The sequence below is a fragment of the Streptomyces sp. NBC_01439 genome, from assembly GCF_036227605.1.
Classification (GTDB): Bacteria; Actinomycetota; Actinomycetes; order Streptomycetales; family Streptomycetaceae; genus Streptomyces.
Genome location: NZ_CP109487.1, coordinates 4,543,259 through 4,566,150 on the forward strand (window position 1 = coordinate 4,543,259; position 22,892 = coordinate 4,566,150).

The window sequence follows — 22,892 nt, forward strand, 5'->3', positions numbered from 1 at the left end:
TCTAAACCAATTCTCGGCTACCCCTTGTCACCTGGGCCGCTGACTGATGAGCTATGCCCGGGGACACAACGGACACCCTGGGAAAGGGAGATGTCGTGAGCAATGAGAGCTTGGCCAATCTGCTCAAGGAGGAGCGGCGGTTCGCACCGCCCGCCGATCTGGCCGCCGCCGCCAATGTGACCGAGGCTGCGTATGCACAGGCCGACGCGGACCGGCTGGGCTTCTGGGCCGAGCAGGCCCGGCGGCTGACCTGGGCCACCGAGCCGACCGAGACGCTCGACTGGACGAACCCGCCCTTCGCGAAGTGGTTCGCGGACGGCAAGCTCAACGTCGCGTACAACTGCGTGGACCGCCACGTCGAGGCCGGCAACGGCGACCGCGTCGCCATCCACTTCGAGGGCGAGCCCGGCGACAGCCGCTCGATCACCTACGCCGAGCTCAAGGACGAGGTCTCCAAGGCCGCCAACGCCCTGACCGAGCTGGGTGTCGAGGCCGGTGACCGCGTCGCCGTCTACCTGCCGATGATCCCCGAGGCGGTCGTCGCGATGCTCGCGTGCGCCCGTGTCGGTGCCGCGCACTCCGTGGTCTTCGGCGGTTTCTCCGCCGACGCCGTCGCCTCCCGCATCCAGGACGCCGACGCCAAGCTGGTCATCACCGCTGACGGCGGCTACCGCCGCGGCAAGCCCACCGCCTTGAAGCCCGCCATCGACGAGGCCGTCGCCAAGTGTCCGCAGGTCGAGCACGTGCTCGTCGTACGCCGCACCGGCCAGGACACCGCGTTCGCCGAGGGCCGCGACCTCTGGTGGCACGACGTGGTCGGCCGGCAGTCCGCCGAGCACACCCCGCAGCCGTTCGATGCCGAGCACCCGCTCTTCATCCTCTACACCTCGGGGACCACGGGTAAGCCGAAGGGCATCCTGCACACCTCCGGCGGCTACCTCACGCAGGCCGCGTACACCCACCACGCGGTCTTCGACCTGAAGCCGGAGACCGACGTCTACTGGTGCACCGCCGACATCGGCTGGGTGACCGGGCACTCCTACATCGTCTACGGGCCGCTCGCCAACGGCGCCACCCAGGTGATGTACGAGGGCACGCCCGACACCCCGCACCAGGGCCGGTTCTGGGAGGTCGTCCAGAAGTACGGCGTCACCATCCTCTACACCGCGCCCACGGCGATCCGTACGTTCATGAAGTGGGGCGACGACATCCCCGCGAAGTTCGACCTGTCGAGCCTGCGCGTGCTGGGCTCGGTCGGCGAGCCGATCAACCCCGAGGCCTGGATCTGGTACCGCAAGCACATCGGTGGCGACCGCTGCCCGATCGTGGACACCTGGTGGCAGACCGAGACCGGCGCGATGATGATCTCCCCGCTGCCGGGCGTCACCGCCACCAAGCCGGGCTCCGCTCAGCGCGCCCTGCCCGGAATCTCCGCCACCGTCGTGGACGACGAGGCGCACGAGGTCCCCAACGGCGGGGGCGGCTACCTGGTCCTCACCGAGCCGTGGCCGTCGATGCTGCGCACCATCTGGGGCGACGACCAGCGGTTCATCGACACCTACTGGTCGCGCTTCGAGGGCAAGTACTTCGCGGGTGACGGCGCCAAGAAGGACGACGACGGCGACATCTGGCTGCTCGGCCGGGTCGACGACGTGATGCTGGTGTCCGGCCACAACATCTCCACCACCGAGGTCGAGTCGGCCCTCGTCTCGCACCCCTCGGTCGCCGAGGCCGCCGTGGTCGGCGCCAACGACGAGACCACCGGGCAGGCCATCGTCGCCTTCGTCATCCTGCGCGGCAGCGCCTCCGAGACCGAGCACCTGGTCGCGGACCTGCGCAACCACGTGGGCAGCACGCTGGGTCCGATCGCCAAGCCCAAGCGGATCCTGCCGGTCCAGGAGCTGCCGAAGACGCGCTCGGGCAAGATCATGCGCCGTCTGCTGCGCGACGTGGCGGAGAACCGCGCGGTCGGTGACGTCACCACGCTCGCCGACTCCTCGGTCATGGACCTGATCCAGAGCAAGCTCCCGGCCGCCGGCAGCGAGGACTGAGGCACACCGCCCGGGGCGCACTGAGACACCTCGACCCACCGACTCACCAACACACCGAAAGGGGCACCCGGCGCGCCGCGCAGGGTGCCCCTTTCGCACTTAAAGTGACGATCACCGGATACGTCCTCGCGTGCACCCTGTAAAATATTCAAAGCGTAAAGAAAGACCACAGGGTGCGCCGGGAAGTCTGGTCGGCAATGAGTTCAGCCATGCCGTCCAACCGCCCCCCGGAGGTGTCCCCTCGTGGCCGCGCCCAGCCCCACCGACCACAAGAGCCCCAAGCTGCTCGGCCGTCTCTCACTGCCCGAGCTCCGCTTCGTCGGCGACGCCCTGCGTGCCGAGACCGTCGGCGGTGTGCTGCTGCTCGTGGCCGCGATCGCCGCCCTCCTGTGGGCGAACATCCCCGCCGTCTCGGAGAGCTACGACAGCGTCCGGTCCTTCCACATCGGCCCCGCCTCCCTCGGCCTGGACCTCTCGCTCCAGCACTGGGCGGCCGACGGACTCCTCGCCATCTTCTTCTTCGTTGCCGGCATCGAGCTCAAGCGCGAGCTCGTCGCGGGTGATCTGCGCGATGCCAGGGCGGCCGCGCTCCCGGTGATCGCCGCCCTGTGCGGCATGGCCGTACCCGCCGTGATCTACGTACTCGTCAACGTGCTGGGCGACGGCTCCACCGCCGGCTGGGCCGTCCCGACCGCCACCGACATCGCCTTCGCGCTGGCCGTCCTCGCCGTCATCGGCACCTCGCTGCCGTCGGCCCTGCGCGCCTTCCTGCTGACCCTCGCGGTCGTCGACGACCTCTTCGCCATCCTGATCATCGCGGTGTTCTTCACCAGCGAGATCGACTTCCTCGCGCTCGGCGGCGCGTTCGTGGGCCTCGCCCTCTTCTGGTTCCTGCTCCGCCGCGGTGTCCACGGCTGGTACGTCTACGTTCCGCTCGCCCTGGTCATCTGGGGCCTGATGTACAACAGCGGCGTCCACGCCACCATCGCCGGCGTCGCCATGGGACTGATGCTCCGCTGCACCCGTCAGGAGGGCGAACGGCAGTCCCCCGGTGAGCGCATCGAGCACCTGGTCCGGCCCGTGTCGGCCGGTCTCGCCGTGCCGCTCTTCGCCCTCTTCTCCGCCGGCGTCTCCCTCTCCGACAAGGCCATCGCCCAGGTCTTCACCCGGCCCGAGACCCTCGGCGTGGTGCTCGGCCTGGTCATCGGCAAGGCGCTGGGCATTTTCTGTGGCACCTGGCTGGCCGCCCGCTTCACCAAGGCCGAGCTGAACGAGGACCTCGCCTGGCCGGACGTGGTTGCCGTGGCCACGCTCGCCGGCATCGGCTTCACCGTCTCCCTCCTGATCGGCGAACTCGCCTTCGCCGGCGACTCGGTCCTCACCGACGAGGTCAAGGCGGCCGTCCTGATCGGCTCCCTGATCGCCGCCGTGGTCGCGTGCGTCATGCTCAAGCTCCGCAACCGTACGTACCGGGCGCTCACCGAGGCCGAGGAGCGCGACGAAGACCACGACGGCATCCCGGACATCTACGAGGAGCACAACCCCGCGTACCACCTGCGGATGGCCAAGATCTACGAGGACCGGGCCGCGGAACACCGCCGCAAGGCCGAGAACGGGGCCGCCACCCCGCTCCAAACCACGGCCGGGTCCACCACCGACGGCGACCGTCCGGCATGATCTGACTGACGACGCAGGACAGCCGCGCCGACCGGCAGCAGACGACAGAGGGAGAGAGCGATGAGCGCAGTGGACCAAGAGGCGCAGGGAGCCGAGCTCACACTCGGCCAGCTGGTCGCCTCGGCCACCGCCGAGATGTCCGCACTGGTGCACGACGAAATCGCCCTCGCCAAGGTGGAGATCAAGCAGGACGTCAGGCGCGCGGGCATCGGCAGCGGTGCCGCGATCGCCGCCGGGGTGTTCGTGCTCGCCTCCGTGCCGATGCTGAGCTTCGCCCTGGCTTACTGGATTCACACCTCCGGGCTCGGGCTCGCGTGGTGCTTCCTCATCGTCGCCGGGGTGTTCTGGCTGCTCGCGGGCGTGGTCGGGCTGCTCGCCTACGTCAAGTTCAAGAAGGTGAAGCCGCCGGTGAAGACCATCGAGGCCGTCAAGCAGACCGCCGCGCTGGTCGGGACCGTCAAGCCGCACCCGCGGCCGGTGAGTGACAAGGCTGTGGGTGTGGCACGCTCGTCCTCATGACAGCGCCCACGCCGGACTCCAGCGTTCCTCCCACAGCTGCCACGGCGGTACGGCTCGACCTCCCCGACGGGCAGGCGGTGACGCACCGGGACGTCGCAGCGAACGGCGCCCGCTTCCACGTCGCCGAGCTCGGTGACGGGCCGCTGGTGCTGCTGCTGCACGGCTTCCCGCAGTTCTGGTGGACCTGGCGGCACCAGATGACCGCGCTCGCCGACGCCGGGTACCGGGCGGTCGCGATGGACCTGCGCGGGGTCGGCGGCAGCGACCGCACCCCGCGCGGATACGACCCCGCCAACCTGGCGCTCGACATCACCGGGGTCGTACGGTCCCTCGGCGAGCCGGACGCCGCGCTCGTCGGACACGACCTGGGCGGGTACCTCGCCTGGACGGCCGCCGTGATGCGGCCCAAGCTGGTGCGCCGGCTCGTGGTCTCCTCCATGCCGCATCCGCGCCGCTGGCGCTCGGCGATGCTGTCGGACTTCGGTCAGACCCGGGCCAGTTCACACATCTGGGGCTTCCAGCGGCCGTTCGTTCCCGAGCGGCAGCTCGTCGCCGACGGCGGGGCGCTCGTAGGGGAGCTGATCCGGGACTGGTCGGGGCCTCGGCCGCCCGAGGACGAGGACCTGGCCGTGTACCGGCGGGCCATGTGCATCCCGTCCACCGCGCACTGCTCGATCGAGCCGTACCGCTGGATGATGCGGTCGATGGCCCGGCCCGACGGGATCCAGTTCAACCGGCGGATGAAGCGTCCGGTGCGGGTGCCGACGCTGCACCTGCACGGTTCGCTCGACCCGGTGATGCGCACGCGCAGTGCGGCCGGTTCCGGCGAGTACGTCGAAGCCCCCTACCGGTGGCGGCTGTTCGACGGGCTCGGGCACTTCCCGCACGAGGAGGACCCGGTCGCCTTCTCGTCCGAGCTGGTGAACTGGCTCAAGGACCCCGAGCCGGACCGCTGACGAAACGACCGGTCCGTTCCCACTGCCGAACGGACGCTGACGGCCGCGGACCCGGCGACCGTCCCTGCAAGGGGCGGGAGTTCGATCGCGCGCTCGCCTTACGAGCATTCAATTGCCTGGCGCATAGGCCAATTGGCCGCCCCTGACGGGATTACGGACCTTGGGCCACGGGCAGAGCACGGAGTATGAGCTGGACGCACGACTACGGTGACACCGCGCACGAACGCCGCTCGGCAGCTACGCCGGGCACCCACGAGAGGGCCGGCCGACACGGCCACGACCCCCGCCTCGGGATTCCGCTCATCCTGCGCCGACGGGCCCGCTGGGTCTCCGCGCGCCTGCGCCATCCACGGACGTAGGGACCCGGCGGGAGCGGCGCCTCAGAGCGCGCAGCCCTGGGTGTCGACGCGGCGCACTGCGTCCTTGCCGACCCGGATGTCGTCGCGGATCTCGTCCGCCGTCAGCACGTAACCGGTGTTGGGGTCGTCGAGGGACTTCGCGAAGACGACTCCGTACACCTTGCCGTCGGGCGTGAGCAGCGGTCCGCCGGAGTTGCCCTGGCGGACCGTCGCGAACAGCGAGTAGACGTCCCGTCGGACCGTACCCCGGTGGTAGATGTCCGGGCCGTTGGCGTTGATCCGCCCGCGGACCCGGGCCGACCGGACGTCGTACCCGCCGTTCTCCGGGAAGCCGGCGACGATCGCGTCGTTGCCGCTCGCCGCGTCCCTCTCCGAGAACTCCAGCACCGGAGCCTTCAGCTTCGGCACGTCCAGGACGGCGATGTCGCGCGCCCAGTCGTAGAGCACGACCTTGGCGTCGTACAGCCTGCCCTCGCCGCCGATCTGGACGGTCGGCTCGCTGACCCCGCCGACGACGTGCGCGTTGGTCATCACCTTGCCGGGTGCGAAAACGAAGCCCGTGCCCTCCAGCACCTTGCTGCAGCTGGGCGCGGTACCGACGACCTTAACGATCGAGCGCTTCGCGACGTCGGCGACGGGGCTGCTGACGAGCGTCGGATCGGGCGCCTGCACCTCGGTGATGGGCTCGTTGGAGAACGGGCTGAACACCTGGGGGAAGCCGTTGCGCGCGAGGGTGGAGCTGAAGTCCGAGAACCAGGTGTTCGCCTGCTCCGGCAGCACCCGTGACACGCCGAGGAGGACCTTGGAGTTGCGGACCTCCTTGCCCACGCTGGGCAGCGCGGTCTGGGCGACCAACAGCCCGATCAGCCATGCCACGAGCAGCATCGCGACCACGTTGACCAGGGCGCCGCCGGTCGCGTCGAGCGCGCGCGCCGGCGACCAGGTGATCTTGCGGCGGAGTCTGCTCCCGAGATGGGTGGTCAGGGCCTGGCCGATCGAGGCGCAGATGATGATCACGACCACGGAGATCACGACGACCGTGGTGGATACCTGGGTGCCGTTGTCCGTCACCCGGTCCCAGATCAGCGGGAGCAGGGACACGGCGACGAGACCACCGCCGAGGAAGCCGATCACCGACAGGATGCCGACGACGAACCCCTGGCGGTAGCCGACGATCGCGAACCATACGGCGGCGAGCAGCAACAGGATGTCCAGCACGTTCACGTGGGCCACCGTCTCATGCGCGCCAGTCGAGCGGGACCTGTCGTGAGCGGTCCCACGGACGCTCCCAGCCCGCGAAGTGCAGGATCCTGTCGATCACTCCGGCGGTGAAACCCCAGACCAGAGCCGATTCCACGGTGAATCCCGGTCCCAAGTGGCCGCTCGGATGGACGGTCGTGACCCGGTGTTCGGGGTTCGTGAGATCGGCCACGGGAACCGTGAAGACCCGCGCCGTCTCGGCGAGGTCCACGGCTCCGACCGGGCTGGGATCGCGCCACCAGCCGAGGACCGGGGTCACGACGAACTTGCTGACCGGGATGTAGAGGCGGGGCAGAACGCCGAAGAGCTGAACACCGGAAGGATCCAGTCCGGTCTCCTCCTGGGCTTCGCGCAGTGCGGCAAGCAGCGGGCCGGTGGTGTGCGGATCACCGTCCTCGGGGTCCAGCGCGCCGCCGGGGAAGGACGGCTGGCCCGCGTGCGAGCGCAGGGTGCCGGCACGCTCCATCAGGAGCAGCTCGGGGCCGCTGGCGCCCTCCCCGAAGAGGACGAGCACGGCGGACTGCCGCCCGCGACCGTCTTCGGGCGGCAGGAAGCGGCTCAACTGCCCCGGCTGGACGGACCGGGCCGCCTCGACGACGGGGTCGAGCCAGTCCGGCAGGCCGTCGGTGGTCACCGCCGGGCCGTCGCCCCGGCGGGCTTCCACCCTGATTCCGGTCTCGTCCGGTGTACCGCGCGTCATAGGCACCCCTGTCCGCGTTGTCCTGTCCAGCGCCGTCTCCCACACCGCAAACGCGGTTCGGGTACCGATTCGTTCCTAAGTCCCCAAGTCCGCAGGCTTTCACGCCCCCGCACCCCTGCGCCCCCGTCCCCGCCCGTCCGCCGTCCGACCCCCGTCCGCCCCCTGTTCGCCCCCCGCCCCGCCGTCCTCCGGAGGCCCGCTAGGGCGCCGCCACGGCCCCTCCCAGCGGCGGCGCCGGAAGGCCCGGGTAGTCCGGGGGCGGGGTGAGCCGCTGGCCCGGCTGGCCGCCCTTCTCGTACTTGAGCAGCTTCTTCGCCTTCTCCGGATCCGTCTCGCCCTCCCCGTACGCCGGGCAGAGCGGGGCGATCGGGCAGGCTCCGCAGGCGGGCTTGCGCGAGTGGCAGATGCGGCGGCCGTGGAAGACGACCCGGTGCGAGAGCATCGTCCACTCGTTCTTCGGGAAGATCGCGCAGATCTCCGCCTCGACCTTTTCCGGATCCTCCTGCTCGGTCAGCTTCCAGCGGCGCACCAGTCGGCCGAAATGGGTGTCCACCGTGATCCCGGGCACACCGAACGCATTGCCGAGGACCACGTTGGCGGTCTTGCGGCCCACTCCGGGCAGCTTCACCAGGTCCTCGATCCGGCCCGGCACTTCCCCGCCGAAGTCGTCCCGCAGGGCCTGCGACAGCCCGAGCAGGGACTTCGACTTGGCCCGGAAGAACCCGGTCGGCCGGATCAGCTCCTCCAGATCCTCGGGGGCGGCCGCGGCCATGTCCTCGGGGGTCGGGTAGGCCGCGAAGAGGGCCGGGGTCGTCTGGTTCACCCGCAGGTCGGTGGTCTGGGCGGACAGCACCGTCGCGACGAGCAGCTCGAACGGATTGCGGAAGTCGAGCTCCGGATGGGCGTACGGATAGATCTCGGCCAGCTCGCGGTTGATGCGCCGCGCCCTGCGCACCATGGCCAGGTGCGATTCCCGTTTGACCGACTTCGGTTTCTTGGCCGAAACTTTGCCCTGAGGGGTGGCCGCGGCCCTCCCGGGCGTCTTCACTGGGACATGTTCGCCCACGGCAGAATTTTGGGGCTCCGTCACTCCGGCGGACCCCTTGGCCTGTGCTCTCACCGGCTTATTGGACACCCGGCCAGCCTAAGGCCGGCCGCTGACACCCGCCCGGACCTCAGGTAACACCACTCCGATTGGCCTCTCGCCGCACAGCACGCCCGTCCGTCCGGCATCCTTGTGATTGATCGCACTGTTTGAGCCGTCCGGCAAAATGGGGAGCACGGTCCCCTGAGCTGGTCGACATAGGAGAGAGACTCGTGGACGACGTTCTGCGGCGCGCCCCGCTCTTCGCGGCGCTCGATGACGAGCAGGCCGCGGAGCTCCGCGCCTCCATGGGCGAGGTGACCCTCGCACGCGGTGACGCCCTGTTCCACGAGGGCGACCCCGGCGACCGGCTGTATGTCGTGACCGAGGGCAAGGTGAAGCTCCACCGCACCTCCCCCGACGGCCGCGAGAACATGCTGGCCGTCCTCGGCCCCGGCGAGCTGATCGGCGAGCTGTCGCTCTTCGACCCGGGCCCGCGCACCGCCACCGCCACCGCGCTGACCGAGGTCAAGCTCCTCGGCCTCGGCCACGGTGACCTCCAGCCCTGGCTCAACGCCCGGCCCGAGGTCGCGACCGCGCTGCTGCGCGCCGTCGCCCGCCGCCTACGCAAGACCAACGACCAGATGTCCGACCTGGTCTTCTCCGACGTTCCCGGCCGTGTGGCGCGGGCGCTCCTCGACCTGTCGCGCCGCTTCGGCGTGCAGTCGGAGGAGGGCATCCACGTCGTGCACGACCTCACGCAGGAGGAGCTCGCCCAGCTCGTCGGCGCCTCGCGCGAGACCGTGAACAAGGCCCTGGCCGACTTCGCGGGTCGCGGCTGGCTGCGCCTGGAGGCGCGTGCGGTCATCCTGCTGGACGTGGAGCGCCTCGCGAAGCGCTCCCGCTGACGCCGGCCACAGCCGTTCGAAGGGGTCCTGCCCGACCGGGCACGGGCCCCTTCGCGTTTCCCCGGGCCCGACAGTGCCTGCGGAGCGGTCCGGGGCCTGCGCGGCGGTCCGGGGCCTGCGCGGCGGTCCGGCCGACGCACGGCGTTCGGTCAGCGTTCGGTCCGCCGCCCCGGGCGGCCGGCCGGGCACAGTGGAGCCATGGAGCACAGAGGGATGGACGCGTACGGGTACTTCGAGCGGGAGGGGTCCCTCGGTCGGGTGCAGGGCGAGTTCAAGGGCCTCGTTGCGGCCGCGCGGGCCCGGACCGGCGAGGCGTACGGCCGACGGCTGCACAGCGCTTACCTCTACGGGTCAGTGCCGCGCGGGACGGCCCGGCCCGGGCGGTCGGACCTGAACCTGCTGCTCGTACTGCACCACGAGCCCTCCGAGGAGGACCGGGACACCGCCGAGGTGCTCGCCCGCGGGCTCGACGAGGACTTCCCGGAGGCCGACGGGGTCGGCATCCTGCTCCGGGACAAGGTCGCCGTGCTGAGCGAGGCGGAACGCTTCGACCTGGGCTGGTTCCTCGCCTGCCTGTGCACACCGCTGCTCGGCGCGGACCTGGCCGAGCACCTGCCGCGCTACCGGCCGGACAGCCTGCTGGCGCGCGAGACCAACGGCGACCTGGCCGACCTACTGCCCGCGTGGCGGACGCGGGTGCGGGAGGCTTCGACCCCTCAGGAGTACCGGAAGCTGAGCCGCTGCTTCTCCCGGCACCTGGTGCGCACCGCCTTCACGCTGGTCATGCCGCGGTGGAGCGGCTGGACCAGCGACCTCGGCGAGTCCGCGGAGATCTTCGGCATGTACTACCCGGAACGCGCGGCGCAGGTGGAGGCCGCGGCCGCCGTCGCACTGGATCCCGTCGCGGACCCGGAGGTGCTGCGCAACTACGTCGAGGACCTCGGGCCGTGGCTGGCGGACGAGTACACGGCCCGGCACGGGACGAGGCCGCCGCACCGGGGCTGAGCGCCGGGAACGTCGGCCCCGGGCCGGCTCAGGCCTTCTCGGCCGCGGCGAGGGCGTCGACGGCCAGCTTGGCCTCCGCCAGGCCCGCGCCGGTGATCCGTCGGTACTCCTTGATCGCCGAGATGTGCCGGTCGGCCCTCAGGTGGGCCCGTACCTCGTCCATCCCGGCCGGCTCCGGTTCCTCGATGCCGAAGTGGTCCAGCACCAGGGCCAACCGGCGCTCCATGCGGTCGGCCTTGTGCTGGAGGCTCTGCACCCGGAGGGTCACCGTCGAGGTGATCCATCCCGCCGTCGCGACCAACACCACCAGCAAGAACACGGTGTTCATTCGGGCCCTCCCGGGATCAGTCCGTGATCTTGAAGGTACTCCAGCTGCGCCCGAACGGACCATTCCGCGGCCGGCCACAGGGAGCGGTCCACGTCCGCGTAGACCTGGGCGACGACCGCCTCCGGGGTCAGGCAGCCGTTCTCGACGGCGGTCTCGACCTGGGCGAGCCGGTGCGCGCGGTGGGCCAGGTAGAACTCGACGGCGCCCTGTGCGTCCTCCAGGACCGGCCCGTGGCCCGGCAGGACCGTGTGCACCCCGTCGTCCACGGTCAGCGAGCGCAGGCGGCGCAGGGAGTCCAGGTAGTCGCCGAGACGACCGTCGGGGTGGACGACGACGGTGGTGCCGCGGCCCAGGATGGTGTCGCCGGTCAGCACGGCCCGGTCGGCGGGCAGGTGGAAGCAGAGCGAGTCGCTGGTGTGGCCGGGGGTCGGCACCACGCGCAGCTCCAGCCCACCGGTCCGGATCACGTCCCCCGCGGCCAGGCCCTCGTCGCCGAGGCGCAGTGCCGGGTCCAGGGCGCGGACCTTCGTACGGGTGAGCTCGGCGAAACGGCCCGCGCCCTCGGCGTGGTCCGCGTGACCGTGGGTGAGCAGGGTGAGGGCGATCCGCTTGCCCGCCTGCTCGGCGGTGGCGATGACCGCCCGCAGGTGCGCGTCGTCCAGCGGACCGGGATCGATCACGACGGCGAGGTCGGATCCGGGCTCGGACACCAGCCAGGTGTTGGTGCCGTCGAGGGTCATCGCGGAGGCGTTGGGAGCCAGGACGTTCACCGCGCGGGCGGTCGCGGGCCCGGAGGTGACGACTCCGCGGGGCTGTCCGGGCAGTGCGGCGGCGTCGGTCATGTGGTGCCTCCGGGAGCTGCGGGATCGGCGGGGCCTGCGGGAGCTGCGGGGTCCGCGGGACCTGCGGGGTCCGCGGGACCTGCGGTGCGGACGCGCTTGGTGAACTCGTCGTGCCCCGGCCAGCTGAGCACCACCTCGCCGTCCTCCAGCGTGGCCCGGGCCAGCACCGGGGCGAGGTCCTGCTCGGCCGCGGCGGCGAGCGCGCGCCCCGCGCTCCCGTACGGCTCCAGCGACCGCAGCGTGGAGATGGTCGGCGGCATCATCAGCAGCTCGCCCTTGTCGTATCCGGCGGCCGCGTCGGCCGGGCGGATCCACACGGTCCGGTCGGCCTCGGTCGAGGCGTTGCGGGTGCGCTGGCCCTCGGGGAGGGCGGCGACGAAGAACCAGGTGTCGTAACGGCGCGGCTCGAACTCGGGAGTGATCCAGCGGGCCCAGGCCCCCAGCAGGTCGGAGCGCAGCCGCAGGCCGCGACGGTCGAGGAACTCCGCGAAGGACAGCTCCCGCGCCACGAGGGCCTGCCGGTCGGCCTCCCAGTCGTCGCCGGTGGTGTCACCGACGATCTCGTCCGGGGTCTGCCCGGCGAGCAGGACGCCCGCCTCCTCGAAGGTCTCCCGTACGGCACCGCAGACGATGGCCTGGGCGGTACGGGGGTCGGTCCCCAGCCGGGCCGCCCAATCCTCCTGTGAGGGGCCCGCCCAGCCGACCTGGTGCTCCTCGTCGCGAGGATCGACCCCGCCGCCCGGATAGGCGTACGCGCCCCCGGCGAAGGCCATGGAGGCCCGCCTGCGCAGCATGTGCACGGCGGGGCCGTCGGGGGTGTCGCGCAGGAGCATCACGGTGGCGGCGCGCCGCGGCTCCACCGGGACGAGCGAGCCGTCCGCGAGCGCGCGGATGCGGTCGGGCCACTCCGGCGGGTACCACTGGCCTCCGGCGGGGGCCTGCTGCTGACCATGCTGACCATTCGACATGGCCGGATGCTACGACCATCCGGCCCGATGTTCGAGGGTCCCCCGTCACGGGTGGCGGACACGGTGACCGACACGCGCAGCCGGCACCGGTGATCCGGCCCTGGGAAAGCACCCGGAACGGACCGGGGACGGACCGTGAAGCAGGCGGGACGGACCGGGAAGCACGCGGTGCGCGATTCGGCCCGTCCCGGCGGAACCCACCCCGAGGGGTCAGGCTCCGGCGACCAGCTCCACCTGGATCTCGACCTCGACCGGGGCGTCGAGCGGCAGGACCGCCACGCCGACCGCGCTGCGGGCGTGAACGCCCTTGTCGCCGAGGACCTCGCCCAGCAGCTCGCTCGCACCGTTCAGCACGCCCGGCTGGGCCGTGAAGTCGGGGGCGGAGGCGATGAAGCCGACGACCTTCACGACACGCGCGATCTTGTCGAGGTCACCGACGACGGACTTGACGGCGGCCAGGGCGTTCAGCGCGCAGACCGCCGCCAGCTCCTTGGCCTGCTCCGGCGAGACCTCGGCACCGACCTTGCCGGTGATCGGCATGCTGCCCTTGACCATCGGGAGCTGGCCCGCGGTGAAGACGTACGAGCCCGACCGCACGGCGGGCTGGTACGCGGCCAGCGGCGGGACGACGCCCGGGAGCGTCAGGCCGAGCTCGGCCAGCTTCGCCTCTACGGCGCTCATGCCTTCTCCCGCTTGAGGTAGGCCACGAGCTGCTCGGGGTTGTTCGGGCCGGGCACGACCTGGACGAGCTCCCAGCCGTCCTCGCCCCAGGTGTCCAGGATCTGCTTGGTGGCGTGAACCAGCAGCGGGACCGTCGCATATTCGAACTTCTTGGTCATGGGAGCGAGGGTAGTGCCTGGAACGCGGGGCGCACGCCGCCCCCGGAACCGCCGGTCGGACACCTCACCCGGGCAGGCGCGGCACCGACCCGGCCGGGGCCCGGGCGAGGCCCGAACGGGGCCCGAACGGGACCCGGACCGGACCGAGCCGGGTCGAACGTAACGGAGCTCACCCCCGAACACTCCGGCAGAACCACCCGGCACCAACGGAGTCGAACCCGAGGAATTAGGCTCGGACGCTGTGAGCAGGCTCCAGGTGGTCAGCGGCAAGGGCGGCACCGGCAAGACCACGGTCGCCGCAGCACTCGCGCTTGCCCTCGCGCGCGAGGGCGGACGGACTCTTCTCGTGGAGGTCGAGGGCAGGCAGGGGCTCGCGCAGCTCTTCGGTGCCGAGGCGCTCCCGTACGAGGAACGGAAGATCGCCGTGGCGCCCGGCGGGGGCGGTGAGGTCTACGCGCTCGCCATCGACGCCGAACGGGCGCTGCTGGACTACCTCCAGATGTTCTACAAGCTCGGATCGGCGGGCCGCGCGCTCAAGAAGCTCGGCGCCATCGACTTCGCGACGACCATCGCCCCCGGGCTGCGCGACGTACTGCTCACCGGCAAGGCGTGCGAGGCGGTGCGGCGCAAGGACAAGTCAGGCCGCTACGTCTACGACCACGTGATCATGGATGCGCCGCCGACCGGGCGCATCACCCGGTTCCTGAACGTCAACGACGAGGTGGCGGGCCTGGCCCGGTTCGGTCCGATCCACAACCAGGCCCAGGCCGTCATGAAGGTCCTCAAGTCCCCCGAGACCGCCGTACACCTGGTCACCCTCCTGGAGGAGATGCCCGTCCAGGAGACCGCGGACGGCATCGAGGAACTGCGCCAGGCCGGACTGCCCGTCGGGCGGGTCGTCGTGAACATGGTCCGACCGCACCATCTCGACGAGGACACCCTGCGCACCGCGGCCGGCGACCACCGCGCCGGGGTGGCGAAGTCGCTGTCCCGGGCGGGCCTCGGCGGCGCGCGGCGCGGCGGGCTGGCCGAACGGCTGGTCGACCCGCTGCTCACGCAGGCGGCCGAGCACGCGAGCCGGGTGGAACTGGAACGGGCGCAGCGCTCCGTACTGGCGGGTCTGGACCTGCCGACGTACGAACTGCCCCTGCTCGGCGCGGGAATGGATCTGGCCGGGCTGTACACGCTGGCCAAGGAACTGCGGAAGCAGTCGGTGGCCGAATGAGCGAGGGGGTGGACACCGTGAGCATGGACACTCCGCCGCGGCTGGCGGTCGACCGGCTGTTGGACGACCGGGAGACCCGGATCATCGTGTGCTGCGGTGCAGGTGGGGTCGGCAAGACCACCACGGCCGCGGCGCTCGGCGTACGGGCGGCCGGGCGCGGGCGCAAGGCCGTCGTGCTCACCATCGACCCGGCGCGGCGGCTCGCGCAGTCGATGGGGATCGATTCGCTGGACAACACCCCGCGGAAGGTGGCGACCGTGGGGGCGGGCGACGGCGAACTGCACGCCATGATGCTGGACATGAAGCGCACCTTCGACGAAATCGTCGAGGCGCACGCGGACGGCGAGCGGGCCCGGGCCATCCTCGCCAACCCCTTCTACCAGTCCCTGTCGGCCGGCTTCGCGGGCACGCAGGAGTACATGGCGATGGAGAAGCTGGGGCAGCTGCGGGCCCGGGACGACTGGGACCTGATCATCGTCGACACTCCGCCGAGCCGGTCCGCGCTGGACTTCCTGGACGCGCCGAAGCGGCTCGGGTCCTTCCTGGACGGGAAGTTCATCCGGGTGCTGATGGCTCCGGCGAAGGTGGGCGGCCGCGCCGGGATGAAGTTCCTGAACGTCGGCATGTCGATGATGACCGGCACCCTCAGCAAGCTGATGGGGGCCTCCCTGCTGAAGGACGTCCAGACCTTCGTCGCCGCGATGGACACGATGTTCGGCGGCTTCCGCACGCGCGCGGACGCCACCTTCCGATTGCTCCAGGCTCCCGGCACGGCCTTCCTGGTGGTCGCCGCGCCCGAGGCGGACGCCCTGCGCGAGGCGGCGTACTTCGTGGAACGGTTGGCTGCCGAGAACATGCCACTGGCCGGCCTGGTACTGAACCGGGTGCACGGCAGTGGCGCCGACCAGCTGTCCGCCGAGCGGGCGTTGGCCGCTGCAGAGAATCTTGAAGAAGGCGGCATTGTCGATCAGGAGTCCGGGAAAGCTGGACTTCGTGACTCGGGCGCGGAAGCCACCGAGGCCATCGAAACTGCCGAGACCGCCGGGTCCGCCGAGACTGCGCGGACCGCACACAGCACACCGACCACACTCACCACCCGGACCGCGAACACTCCCGAGACAGGCTCCCCCGGCACCGAAGGCGATACCGCGGTCGTCGACCGGATCACGGCAGGACTGCTGCGCCTGCACGCCGAACGCATGCAGGTGATCGCGCGTGAACAGCGCACACGCGATCGGTTCACCTCACTGCACCCCGAAGTGGCGGTGGCTGAAGTGGCCGCCCTGCCCGGCGATGTGCACGACCTCGCCGGGCTGCGGGCCATCGGAGAACGACTCGCGACCGGGGTACCGGCCGGAGCTTAGGCGTTCGTACGTCGTGGCGGCCGCGTGGTCTACCCGGCTGCCGCGTACGTCTCGTACGACACGTCGATCTCCGCGTCTGCATCCATGGTGAGGATGCCCGTACTGCGCTCGTACTCCGTACGTGCGGTTTCGAGCAGCCGTCGCCACGAGGTGACGGTGGGACGCCGGCGCAGCAGCGCACGTCGTTCCCGCTCGGTCATTCCGCCCCATACGCCGAACTCGACACGATTGTCGAGCGCGTCGGCCAGGCACTCGGTCCGCACCGGACATCCGGTGCACACCGCCTTGGCCCTGTTCTGTGCCGCTCCTTGAACGAATAGTTCATCCGGATCGGTAGTGCGGCAGGCTGCCTGCGCACTCCAGTCGGTAACCCAGCCCATCCCGGCGCCGTCCTCTCCCGAATCGAGGCTCCCCCACGGCGGTAGCGGCATATTCACCGCTGCCAGTTGAGGACGTTACGGAAGGCGAGCACAGTGCAACACCCCCGACGGGCCCAATCTTGAATGGTCCGAACGGACTATGGGTAAGCGGCAGATCACCCGACGGAGTGATCCGGCGACATGCCCGGCCATTGCGGCAATTCGGGTGTAATCGTCGGTTCGGCTTCAGCAGAGGGGCAAGATTCGGACATACGTCCACCCCGTTCGGGAAGGGTGAAAATCAAGCCGAGGGGTTGATGTCGCACCACACTGCTGTGACAGTTGGGGACAGCTTAGGCCAAGGCATTCGCATGTGTCCGGCGAATGAGAACGTAGGCTGCCCCCTATGGGAAAGAAGCGCTCGGGCGGCGGGCTCACGGGGAGCCAGCAGGCCGCCAAGTTCCTCGGAGTGTCCGTCCTCTCCGGGGTTGTACTGGCCGGCATGGCGATTCCGGCCGCAGGCGCCCTGGGCCTGGCGGCCAAGGGGACGGTCGAGGGATTCGATGAGATCCCGGCCAATCTCAAGACTCCGCCGCTGAGCCAGCGGACCACGATTCTGGACGCCGAGGGTGGCCCGATCGCCACCATCTATTCGCGCGACCGTCAGGTGGTCCCGCTCACGGCGATCTCCCCGTACATGCAGAAGGCGATCGTCGCCATCGAGGACTCGCGTTTCTACGAGCACGGTGCGGTCGACCTCAAGGGCATCCTGCGCGCGGTCAACCGCAACGCACAGGAGGGCGGCGCCGCACAGGGCGCCTCCACCCTCACCCAGCAGTACGTGAAGAACGTGTTCGTCGAAGAGGCCGGTGACGACGAGACCAAGGTGCGCGAGGCCCAGGAGAAGAGCCTCGGCCGCAAGATCCGCGAGCTGAAGTACTCGATCCAGGTCGAGGAGGAGCTCGGGAAGAAGAAGATCCTCGAGAACTACCTCAACATCACTTACTTCGGGCAGCAGGCGTACGGAATCGAATCCGCCGCCCAGCGCTACTTCAGCAAGCCGGCCAAGGACCTGACGCTGGAGGAGTCCGCGCTGCTCGCGGGCGTCGTGCAGTCGCCGAGCCGGTACGACCCGGTGAACGACGCCCAGGAGGCCACGAAGCGCCGCAACATCGTCCTGCAGCGGATGGCCGACACCAAGGACGTCTCGCAGGCGGAGGCGGACGCGGCGAAGGCCAAGCCGGTCACCCTCAAGGTGACCAAGCCGAAGAACGGTTGCATCACCGCCGTCAAGGGCGCGGGCTTCTTCTGCGACTACGTGCGCAACTCCTTCCTGACGGACCCGGCCTTCGGCAAGACGCGCGAGGAGCGGGCGAAGATCTGGAACCAGGGCGGCCTGACGGTACGCACCACCCTGGACCCCCAGTCACAGGACGCGGCCAACGAGTCGATCAAGGACCACGTCTACCAGGAGGACTCGATCGCGACGGCCGTGACCATGGTCCAGCCGGGCACCGGCCGGGTGCTGGCGATGGGGCAGTCCAAGCCGTACGGCTTCGGGAAGAACGAGACGCAGATCAACTACTCCGTGGACAAGCGGATGGGCGGCTCGAACTTCGGCTTCCAGGTCGGCTCGACCTTCAAGCCGTTCATCGCGGCGGCCGCCATAGAGCGGGGCATGCCGCCGACCAAGGTGTACCAGGCGCCGAACAAGATCGACTATCCGACGCCGATCTCCAAGTGCGACGGCACGCAGTGGCTGAACCTGCCGATCGACGGCAAGATCCAGACGGCGAAGAACGAGACCGAGGACGAGATCGGCCCGTACGCGCTGCGGACGGCGATGGAGAAGTCCATCAACACGTACTTCGTCGAGATGATCGGCGAGATCGGCCTCTGCCCGGTGACGGAGATGACGCAGAAGCTCGGCGTGGTCCCGGCCGACGGCTCCAAGCTCCCCGAAGCCCCGTCGATCGCGCTCGGCTCCGCGGAGCTCTCCCCGCTGACGATGGCCAACGCGTACGCGACCTTCGCCAACCGCGGTGTCTTCTGCACGCCCGTCGCCATCGAGTCGATCACCGACGCACACGGCAAGGCGCTCGCCGTGCCGAAGTCCAAGTGTGACCGGGCGATGTCCACCGAGACGGCCGACACCATCAACACCCTGCTGCGCGGAGTGGTTGACTCCGGTACCGGTGAGCGGGCCGGTCTCAGCGACCGCGACAGCGCCGGCAAGACCGGTACGACGGACTCCCGTTACAACGCCTGGTTCGTCGGCTACACGCCGAACGTCTCCGGCGCCGTGTGGGTCGGCTCCGGCGGCGCGAAGAAGATCACGATGGAGAACATCGTGATCGGCGGCAGGCCCTTCGACAAGGTCTTCGGTGGCGGTCTGCCCGGCCCGATCTGGAAGGACGCGGTCAGCGGCGCGCTCTCCGGCCGCGAGTCGGGGAACTTCGTCACGGTCGGCATCCCGGAGCCGACCGTCCCCTCCGGCGGCCCGCGCGGCAACAAGCCGTCCACGACCCCGACCCGGCCCGGCAAGCCCGGCGGTGACGGCAAGCCCGGCGGCCGTCCCGGCGGTCAGACCGGCGGCAACAACGGCGGGAACAACGGCGGCGCCAACGGGGGCGGCACAGGAGCCACGGGAGCCACCGGTGACGTCCAGCCGCAGCCCCCGTTCCCCGGACTGACCGAGGGCTTGATCGGCGGCCGGGACGACCAGTAGCGGTCGGCCCGCAGCAGGAGCGGAAAAAGGGGGAGGGCCCCGGCCGACACCGGCCGGGGCCCTCCCCCTTTTTCCGCTTCGCGGTCCTACGAGAGCTGCTGCTTGACGACGGCGGCGACGCGCCCGCCCTCCGCCAGCCCGGCGACCTTCGGGTTCACGATCTTCATGACGGCGCCCATGGCACGCGGCCCCTCGGCACCCGCGGCCTTGGCCTCCTCGACGGCCGCCGCCACGATCGCCACGAGCTCGTCGTCGCTGAGCTGCTTGGGCAGGTACGTGTCGAGGAACTCGCCCTCCGCGGTCTCGCGCGCGGCCTGCTCGGGACGGCCGCCCTGGGCGAAGGCCTCCGCGGCCTCGCGGCGCTTCTTCGCCTCCTTGGCGATCACCTTGAGGACTTCCTCGTCGGAGAGCACGCGCGCTTCCTTGCCCGCGACCTCCTCCTTGGTGATGGCGGAGAGGGTCAGGCGCAGCGTGGACGAGTGGAGCTCGTCGCGCGCCCTGATGGCGGTCGTGAGGTCTTCCTGGAGCTTGGCCTTGAGCGTGGTCATGCAGGTGAGTCTGCCAGGTGCGGGGGCAGTGGCGCTCATCTGTTTTGCGGGTCTGCGACGATGGGTCCATGCGTGCGCGTTACGGAGTACCCCTGAAGGCGGCTGCCGGAATCGCTGCGGTGGGGGCCGCAGGTGTGGCCTATGCCGCCGGTTTCGAGGCGCGGTCCTTCCGCCTGCGCCGGGTCACGGTGCCTGTCCTTCCCCAGGGGATGCGCCCGCTGCGCGTGCTCCAGGTGTCCGACATCCACATGGTCGGCGGACAGCGCAAGAAACGTGCCTGGCTGCAGTCCTTGGCCGGCCTGCGCCCCGACTTCGTCGTGAACACCGGCGACAACCTCTCCGACACCGAGGGCATCCCCGAGCTGCTCGACGCGCTGGGCCCCCTGATGTCCTTCCCGGGCGTGTACGTCTTCGGGTCCAACGACTACTACGGGCCGCGGCTGCGCAACCCGGGGCGCTACCTGATCGAGCGGACCCAGGGCCGGCACGGGTTGAACGGCAACAAGCCGGTCGTCGGCGCCGTCCACAACCCGTGGGAGGAGATGCGGGACGCCTTCGACGCGGCCGGCTGGCTGAACCTCACCAACACCCGGGCCCGGCTGAAGTTGGACGGCCTGGAGCTGGCCTTCACCGGGCTCGACGACCCGCACATCAAGCGGGACCGCTACGCGAGCGTCGCCGGCGGCCCGGAGGCGGACGCGGACTTCTCGATGGCGGTGGTGCACGCCCCGTACCTGCGCGTCCTGGAGTCCTTCACGACCGACCGGTACCCGCTGATCCTGGCGGGCCACACCCACGGCGGACAGCTGTGCATCCCCTTCTACGGGGCGCTCGTCACCAACTGCGACCTCGACACGAAGCGGGTGAAGGGGCTCTCCACGCACGAGGCGGCGGGCAACCGCGCGTACCTGCACGTCTCGGCCGGCTGCGGCACCAACCGGTTCACTCCGGTCCGCTTCGCGTGCCCGCCGGAGGCGACGCTCCTGACGCTGACCGCGAAGGGGTAACACGTTGCGGGGATGACCACCCCGTCGCGCCCCGTCCCGGTACGGCCGTGCCCACACGATCCTGAACATGCTGGTCCTGGGCGCGGCCTTGCCCGCACTCGGCCTCGCCCTGGTCACGTCGGACCGCTTCCGCCCGACGGCCTCCCCCGGGCCCGCGGCCACTCCGCGAAAACCGGATTTCGTCTCCGGCGAGAGGTCCGCTAAAGTAATCGATGTCGCCAGGACAGCAAGTGCTGCAAGGCGGCGATCGGGGTGTAGCGCAGCTTGGCAGCGCGCTTCGTTCGGGACGAAGAGGTCGTGGGTTCAAATCCCGCCACCCCGACTTCGTAAGACCAGTTCAGGGGCCTGATCCACTCAGTGGATCAGGCCCCTGAGTGGTTTCCGGAGACTTCTCTGAAGAGTCAGCCCGGAGATCCCGGTCTACTTCCAGCGCGTGGCTGCCTGCACGAGCGCCGGCAAGTCGCGGTCGTCGACCGGCGGTCGCCGCGCGACTGGGCATCGCAGACGAAGTCCGCCAGTAGCCTTCGCGAGCTGATTGCGCCGGGGTTCCCGGCACCCAGCCGAAGATGATTAAATGTTCGATTATTACGGTTTGAACATTGTCGCACCTGTGCGCACAGATCCCCCTACGGTGGCCGGATTCGTACCCGTCGTCCTGGGGGTTTCCCATGTCTCAGCAGTTTCCGGCGCCCGGTCAGCCCCAGCCCGGGATCGGCTATCCGCCCCCGCAGCAGCCACAGAAGTCCAGCGCGGGAAAGATCGTCGGATTCTCCTGTCTGGGCATCGTGGGGTTAATCGTGCTCCTCGCCGTCGTCGGGGCGGTCCTCGGCGGTGGGAGCGGCGACAAGACGGCGAAGGAACCTTCGCCGCCAGCCGCCGCGGCGCCGGCGGACGCGCCCGGTGCCAAGCCGTCGTCCGCCGCGCCGGAGAAGAAGGCCGCGGTCGAGGTGGCGGCGAAGAAGACGCAGTTCAAGAAGAGCGTCATCGCGGGGGACGATGACTACACGAGCGTGTCGGTCACGATCACGAACAACAGCACCGACGCGATCGACGTGAACCCGCTCTACTTCGCGATCACCGATACGAACGGCACCAAGCACACGGCCGAACTCGGGGCCGACGAGAACCAGATCGCCACGGTGGAGCTCGCCCCGGGCGAGAACGTGACCGGCACGATCACCGGCAAGGGATCGTTCACCGCGAAGACCGTGACGTACACGGACGGCCTGATCGGCAAGGCCGTGCGGGCCGACCTGCCCTGACGCCCGCGGGCCGACGCACCACCTCACCCGCCGCCGTCAGTAGGGGCGGGGGGACATGATGTGCGGCTCGATGGCCGGGGCCTCGAAGATGCAGCGGGGGACGCCCGGCCCGGGTGTCGCGCGGACGGAGACCTGCGTCGGTGGATCCGTCGGCAGCTCGACGTGCACGGTCACGGGGTGGTCGTCGTGCGTCGTGGCGTGTCCGGTCTCCTTGCCGTCGACCAGTACCTCCACGACGGCGGTGTGCCCGGTCTGGACCGTGGCGCTGACCGAATGCCCGTCGTGGTCGATGTGGAAGTGATGGCGCCGACCCATGAGCTCGCCTCCCTGCGGTACCCCCTCACGACAAGCGTAGCCACACCCTCCGCACCTCACCGCTCCTCGGGGGTGGCGAGTGCGGCGAGTTCGGCCCGGGCCAGGGCGAGGAAGGCCGCGGAGGGCCGGGCCTCCACGGCCCGTGCCACGGCCAGGCCGTCGAGGTGGTCGAGGAGCGCGTCGAGGGTGGTGAAGGGGCCGACCGGGCGCAGCAGCCACAGGCGCCCCCGCGGGCGGGGCGGGAGCCCGAGCCCGGCGAGGGCGTCGTCGGCCTCGCGGTCGAGGTCCCGGAGGTCGGGCTCGGGCAGCGGGGCGCACTCCACGCCGGTGATGTGGCCGTGGCCGTCGAGGGCGGTGTCCACCGCCCAGTGGGTGGACCGGTCGGGGATCCAGGTGCGGTCCGCGGGGGGCCAGACGTACGGGAGGAACACCCAGCGCAGGTCCTCGGGGGCCGGCTCCCAGCCGAGCACCTCCAGCTCCCGCATCTCGGGCAGCCGGTCCGGCTCCAGTTCGCTGCGGCCGGTGCGGCGCAGTGCGAGCGGGTGCGGCGTTCCGTCCTCGTCCCACGACATGCGGGCACGTTATCCG

The 22,892-nt window shown here is 70.4% G+C and carries 23 protein-coding genes and 1 tRNA gene; 12 read left to right on the forward strand and 12 right to left on the reverse strand.

Going from position 1 to position 22,892, the window contains the following annotated elements; genetic code table 11:
- Positions 1–53: 53 nt before the first annotated feature.
- The 4 genes from acs (at position 54) to OG207_RS20270 (ending at position 5,203) form a co-directional block, all read left to right on the forward strand.
- Complete coding sequence (gene acs, locus OG207_RS20255; protein ID WP_329099892.1) at positions 54–2,051, forward strand: acetate--CoA ligase; 1,998 nt, start codon at positions 54–56, stop codon at positions 2,049–2,051.
- Between the two features lie 243 nt (positions 2,052–2,294).
- On the forward strand, positions 2,295–3,728 hold the full coding sequence (gene nhaA, locus OG207_RS20260) for a Na+/H+ antiporter NhaA (protein WP_329099893.1): 1,434 nt from the start codon (positions 2,295–2,297) through the stop codon (positions 3,726–3,728).
- Positions 3,729–3,788: 60 nt separating this feature from the next.
- Positions 3,789–4,247: a phage holin family protein gene (locus tag OG207_RS20265; protein ID WP_329099894.1), complete on the forward strand. Its 459-nt coding sequence runs from the start codon at positions 3,789–3,791 to the stop codon at positions 4,245–4,247.
- Positions 4,244–5,203 carry an alpha/beta fold hydrolase gene (locus OG207_RS20270; RefSeq protein ID WP_329099896.1) on the forward strand — a complete coding sequence of 320 codons (960 nt, stop codon included), beginning with the start codon at positions 4,244–4,246 and terminating at the stop codon, positions 5,201–5,203. The genes OG207_RS20265 and OG207_RS20270 overlap by 4 nt, the downstream gene beginning before the upstream one ends.
- Positions 5,204–5,583: 380 nt before the next feature.
- Here OG207_RS20270 and OG207_RS20275 read toward each other — a convergent pair whose 3' ends face one another.
- The 3 genes from OG207_RS20275 to nth form a co-directional block, all read right to left on the reverse strand.
- Positions 5,584–6,786, reverse strand: a complete 1,203-nt coding sequence (locus OG207_RS20275) for a MarP family serine protease (protein ID WP_329099897.1) — start codon at positions 6,784–6,786, stop codon at positions 5,584–5,586.
- Between the two features lie 13 nt (positions 6,787–6,799).
- On the reverse strand, positions 6,800–7,522 hold the full coding sequence (locus OG207_RS20280) for an NUDIX hydrolase (protein WP_329099898.1): 723 nt from the start codon (positions 7,520–7,522) through the stop codon (positions 6,800–6,802).
- 199 nt (positions 7,523–7,721) lie between these two features.
- Positions 7,722–8,570 (reverse strand): endonuclease III, encoded by an 849-nt coding sequence (gene nth, locus OG207_RS20285; protein ID WP_329099899.1) that lies wholly within the window; start codon positions 8,568–8,570, stop codon positions 7,722–7,724.
- Between the two features lie 269 nt (positions 8,571–8,839).
- Here nth and OG207_RS20290 point away from each other — a divergent pair, with 269 nt between their 5' ends.
- A complete protein-coding gene (locus tag OG207_RS20290) occupies positions 8,840–9,514 on the forward strand; it encodes a Crp/Fnr family transcriptional regulator (RefSeq protein ID WP_003981529.1) in 675 nt (224 codons plus the stop codon).
- A 198-nt stretch (positions 9,515–9,712) separates the two neighbouring features.
- Complete coding sequence (locus OG207_RS20295; protein WP_329099900.1) at positions 9,713–10,519, forward strand: nucleotidyltransferase domain-containing protein; 807 nt, start codon at positions 9,713–9,715, stop codon at positions 10,517–10,519.
- 28 nt (positions 10,520–10,547) lie between these two features.
- Here OG207_RS20295 and OG207_RS20300 read toward each other — a convergent pair whose 3' ends face one another.
- The 5 genes from OG207_RS20300 to OG207_RS20320 form a co-directional block, all read right to left on the reverse strand.
- Positions 10,548–10,847, reverse strand: coding sequence for a hypothetical protein (locus OG207_RS20300; protein WP_329099902.1), 300 nt, complete (start codon positions 10,845–10,847; stop codon positions 10,548–10,550).
- On the reverse strand, positions 10,844–11,689 hold the full coding sequence (locus OG207_RS20305; protein WP_329099904.1) for an MBL fold metallo-hydrolase: 846 nt from the start codon (positions 11,687–11,689) through the stop codon (positions 10,844–10,846). The genes OG207_RS20300 and OG207_RS20305 overlap by 4 nt, the downstream gene beginning before the upstream one ends.
- Positions 11,686–12,657: an NUDIX hydrolase gene (locus OG207_RS20310; RefSeq protein ID WP_329099905.1), complete on the reverse strand. Its 972-nt coding sequence runs from the start codon at positions 12,655–12,657 to the stop codon at positions 11,686–11,688. The genes OG207_RS20305 and OG207_RS20310 overlap by 4 nt, the downstream gene beginning before the upstream one ends.
- Positions 12,658–12,867: 210 nt before the next feature.
- A complete protein-coding gene (locus OG207_RS20315) occupies positions 12,868–13,338 on the reverse strand; it encodes a RidA family protein (protein WP_329099906.1) in 471 nt (156 codons plus the stop codon).
- Positions 13,335–13,496: a DUF4177 domain-containing protein gene (locus tag OG207_RS20320; protein WP_007264966.1), complete on the reverse strand. Its 162-nt coding sequence runs from the start codon at positions 13,494–13,496 to the stop codon at positions 13,335–13,337. The genes OG207_RS20315 and OG207_RS20320 overlap by 4 nt, the downstream gene beginning before the upstream one ends.
- 241 nt (positions 13,497–13,737) lie before the next feature.
- Here OG207_RS20320 and OG207_RS20325 point away from each other — a divergent pair, with 241 nt between their 5' ends.
- A complete protein-coding gene (locus tag OG207_RS20325; protein WP_329099907.1) occupies positions 13,738–14,721 on the forward strand; it encodes an ArsA family ATPase in 984 nt (327 codons plus the stop codon).
- Between the two features lie 23 nt (positions 14,722–14,744).
- Positions 14,745–16,085, forward strand: a complete 1,341-nt coding sequence (locus tag OG207_RS20330; protein ID WP_329099908.1) for an ArsA family ATPase — start codon at positions 14,745–14,747, stop codon at positions 16,083–16,085.
- 29 nt (positions 16,086–16,114) lie between these two features.
- Here OG207_RS20330 and OG207_RS20335 read toward each other — a convergent pair whose 3' ends face one another.
- Positions 16,115–16,465: a WhiB family transcriptional regulator gene (locus OG207_RS20335; RefSeq protein WP_030009547.1), complete on the reverse strand. Its 351-nt coding sequence runs from the start codon at positions 16,463–16,465 to the stop codon at positions 16,115–16,117.
- Positions 16,466–16,850: 385 nt separating this feature from the next.
- On the opposite strand from OG207_RS20335, the gene OG207_RS20340 reads away from it, so the two are divergent.
- Positions 16,851–19,172, forward strand: a complete 2,322-nt coding sequence (locus OG207_RS20340; protein WP_329099909.1) for a transglycosylase domain-containing protein — start codon at positions 16,851–16,853, stop codon at positions 19,170–19,172.
- An 86-nt stretch (positions 19,173–19,258) separates the two neighbouring features.
- Here OG207_RS20340 and OG207_RS20345 read toward each other — a convergent pair whose 3' ends face one another.
- Positions 19,259–19,720, reverse strand: coding sequence for a GatB/YqeY domain-containing protein (locus OG207_RS20345; protein ID WP_030009270.1), 462 nt, complete (start codon positions 19,718–19,720; stop codon positions 19,259–19,261).
- Between the two features lie 68 nt (positions 19,721–19,788).
- On the opposite strand from OG207_RS20345, the gene OG207_RS20350 reads away from it, so the two are divergent.
- The 3 genes from OG207_RS20350 (at position 19,789) to OG207_RS20360 (ending at position 21,989) form a co-directional block, all read left to right on the forward strand.
- Positions 19,789–20,727 (forward strand): metallophosphoesterase, encoded by a 939-nt coding sequence (locus tag OG207_RS20350; protein ID WP_329099910.1) that lies wholly within the window; start codon positions 19,789–19,791, stop codon positions 20,725–20,727.
- A gap of 248 nt (positions 20,728–20,975) precedes the next feature.
- Positions 20,976–21,049 (forward strand) — tRNA-Pro (locus OG207_RS20355).
- Positions 21,050–21,395: 346 nt separating this feature from the next.
- On the forward strand, positions 21,396–21,989 hold the full coding sequence (locus OG207_RS20360; RefSeq protein WP_329099911.1) for a DUF4352 domain-containing protein: 594 nt from the start codon (positions 21,396–21,398) through the stop codon (positions 21,987–21,989).
- 36 nt (positions 21,990–22,025) lie between these two features.
- Here the strand turns inward: OG207_RS20360 and OG207_RS20365 are convergent, their stop codons facing one another.
- Both OG207_RS20365 and OG207_RS20370 read right to left on the reverse strand, forming a co-directional pair.
- The gene (locus OG207_RS20365; RefSeq protein ID WP_189743857.1) at positions 22,026–22,304 is read right to left on the reverse strand and encodes a hypothetical protein; all 279 of its coding nucleotides are present in this window, start codon (positions 22,302–22,304) and stop codon (positions 22,026–22,028) included.
- A gap of 56 nt (positions 22,305–22,360) precedes the next feature.
- The gene (locus tag OG207_RS20370) at positions 22,361–22,876 is read right to left on the reverse strand and encodes a DUF5956 family protein (RefSeq protein WP_329099912.1); all 516 of its coding nucleotides are present in this window, start codon (positions 22,874–22,876) and stop codon (positions 22,361–22,363) included.
- Positions 22,877–22,892 lie beyond the last annotated feature (16 nt).

What these genes read in the sequence shown, in the direction of transcription:
- acs (WP_329099892.1), top strand. Translation starts at nt 54, where the DNA reads ATGCCCGGGGACACAACGGACACCCTGGGAAAGGGAGATGTCGTGAGC.
- OG207_RS20265 (WP_329099894.1), top strand. Translation starts at nt 3,789, where the DNA reads ATGAGCGCAGTGGACCAAGAGGCGCAGGGAGCCGAGCTCACACTCGGC.
- OG207_RS20270 (WP_329099896.1), top strand. Translation starts at nt 4,244, where the DNA reads ATGACAGCGCCCACGCCGGACTCCAGCGTTCCTCCCACAGCTGCCACG.
- OG207_RS20280 (WP_329099898.1), bottom strand. Translation starts at nt 7,522, where the DNA reads ATGACGCGCGGTACACCGGACGAGACCGGAATCAGGGTGGAAGCCCGC.
- OG207_RS20295 (WP_329099900.1), top strand. Translation starts at nt 9,713, where the DNA reads ATGGAGCACAGAGGGATGGACGCGTACGGGTACTTCGAGCGGGAGGGG.
- OG207_RS20300 (WP_329099902.1), bottom strand. Translation starts at nt 10,847, where the DNA reads ATGAACACCGTGTTCTTGCTGGTGGTGTTGGTCGCGACGGCGGGATGG.
- OG207_RS20305 (WP_329099904.1), bottom strand. Translation starts at nt 11,689, where the DNA reads ATGACCGACGCCGCCGCACTGCCCGGACAGCCCCGCGGAGTCGTCACC.
- OG207_RS20310 (WP_329099905.1), bottom strand. Translation starts at nt 12,657, where the DNA reads ATGTCGAATGGTCAGCATGGTCAGCAGCAGGCCCCCGCCGGAGGCCAG.
- OG207_RS20315 (WP_329099906.1), bottom strand. Translation starts at nt 13,338, where the DNA reads ATGAGCGCCGTAGAGGCGAAGCTGGCCGAGCTCGGCCTGACGCTCCCG.
- OG207_RS20320 (WP_007264966.1), bottom strand. Translation starts at nt 13,496, where the DNA reads ATGACCAAGAAGTTCGAATATGCGACGGTCCCGCTGCTGGTTCACGCC.
- OG207_RS20330 (WP_329099908.1), top strand. Translation starts at nt 14,745, where the DNA reads ATGGACACTCCGCCGCGGCTGGCGGTCGACCGGCTGTTGGACGACCGG.
- OG207_RS20335 (WP_030009547.1), bottom strand. Translation starts at nt 16,465, where the DNA reads ATGGGCTGGGTTACCGACTGGAGTGCGCAGGCAGCCTGCCGCACTACC.
- OG207_RS20340 (WP_329099909.1), top strand. Translation starts at nt 16,851, where the DNA reads ATGGGAAAGAAGCGCTCGGGCGGCGGGCTCACGGGGAGCCAGCAGGCC.
- OG207_RS20345 (WP_030009270.1), bottom strand. Translation starts at nt 19,720, where the DNA reads ATGACCACGCTCAAGGCCAAGCTCCAGGAAGACCTCACGACCGCCATC.
- OG207_RS20350 (WP_329099910.1), top strand. Translation starts at nt 19,789, where the DNA reads ATGCGTGCGCGTTACGGAGTACCCCTGAAGGCGGCTGCCGGAATCGCT.
- OG207_RS20360 (WP_329099911.1), top strand. Translation starts at nt 21,396, where the DNA reads ATGTCTCAGCAGTTTCCGGCGCCCGGTCAGCCCCAGCCCGGGATCGGC.
- OG207_RS20365 (WP_189743857.1), bottom strand. Translation starts at nt 22,304, where the DNA reads ATGGGTCGGCGCCATCACTTCCACATCGACCACGACGGGCATTCGGTC.
- OG207_RS20370 (WP_329099912.1), bottom strand. Translation starts at nt 22,876, where the DNA reads ATGTCGTGGGACGAGGACGGAACGCCGCACCCGCTCGCACTGCGCCGC.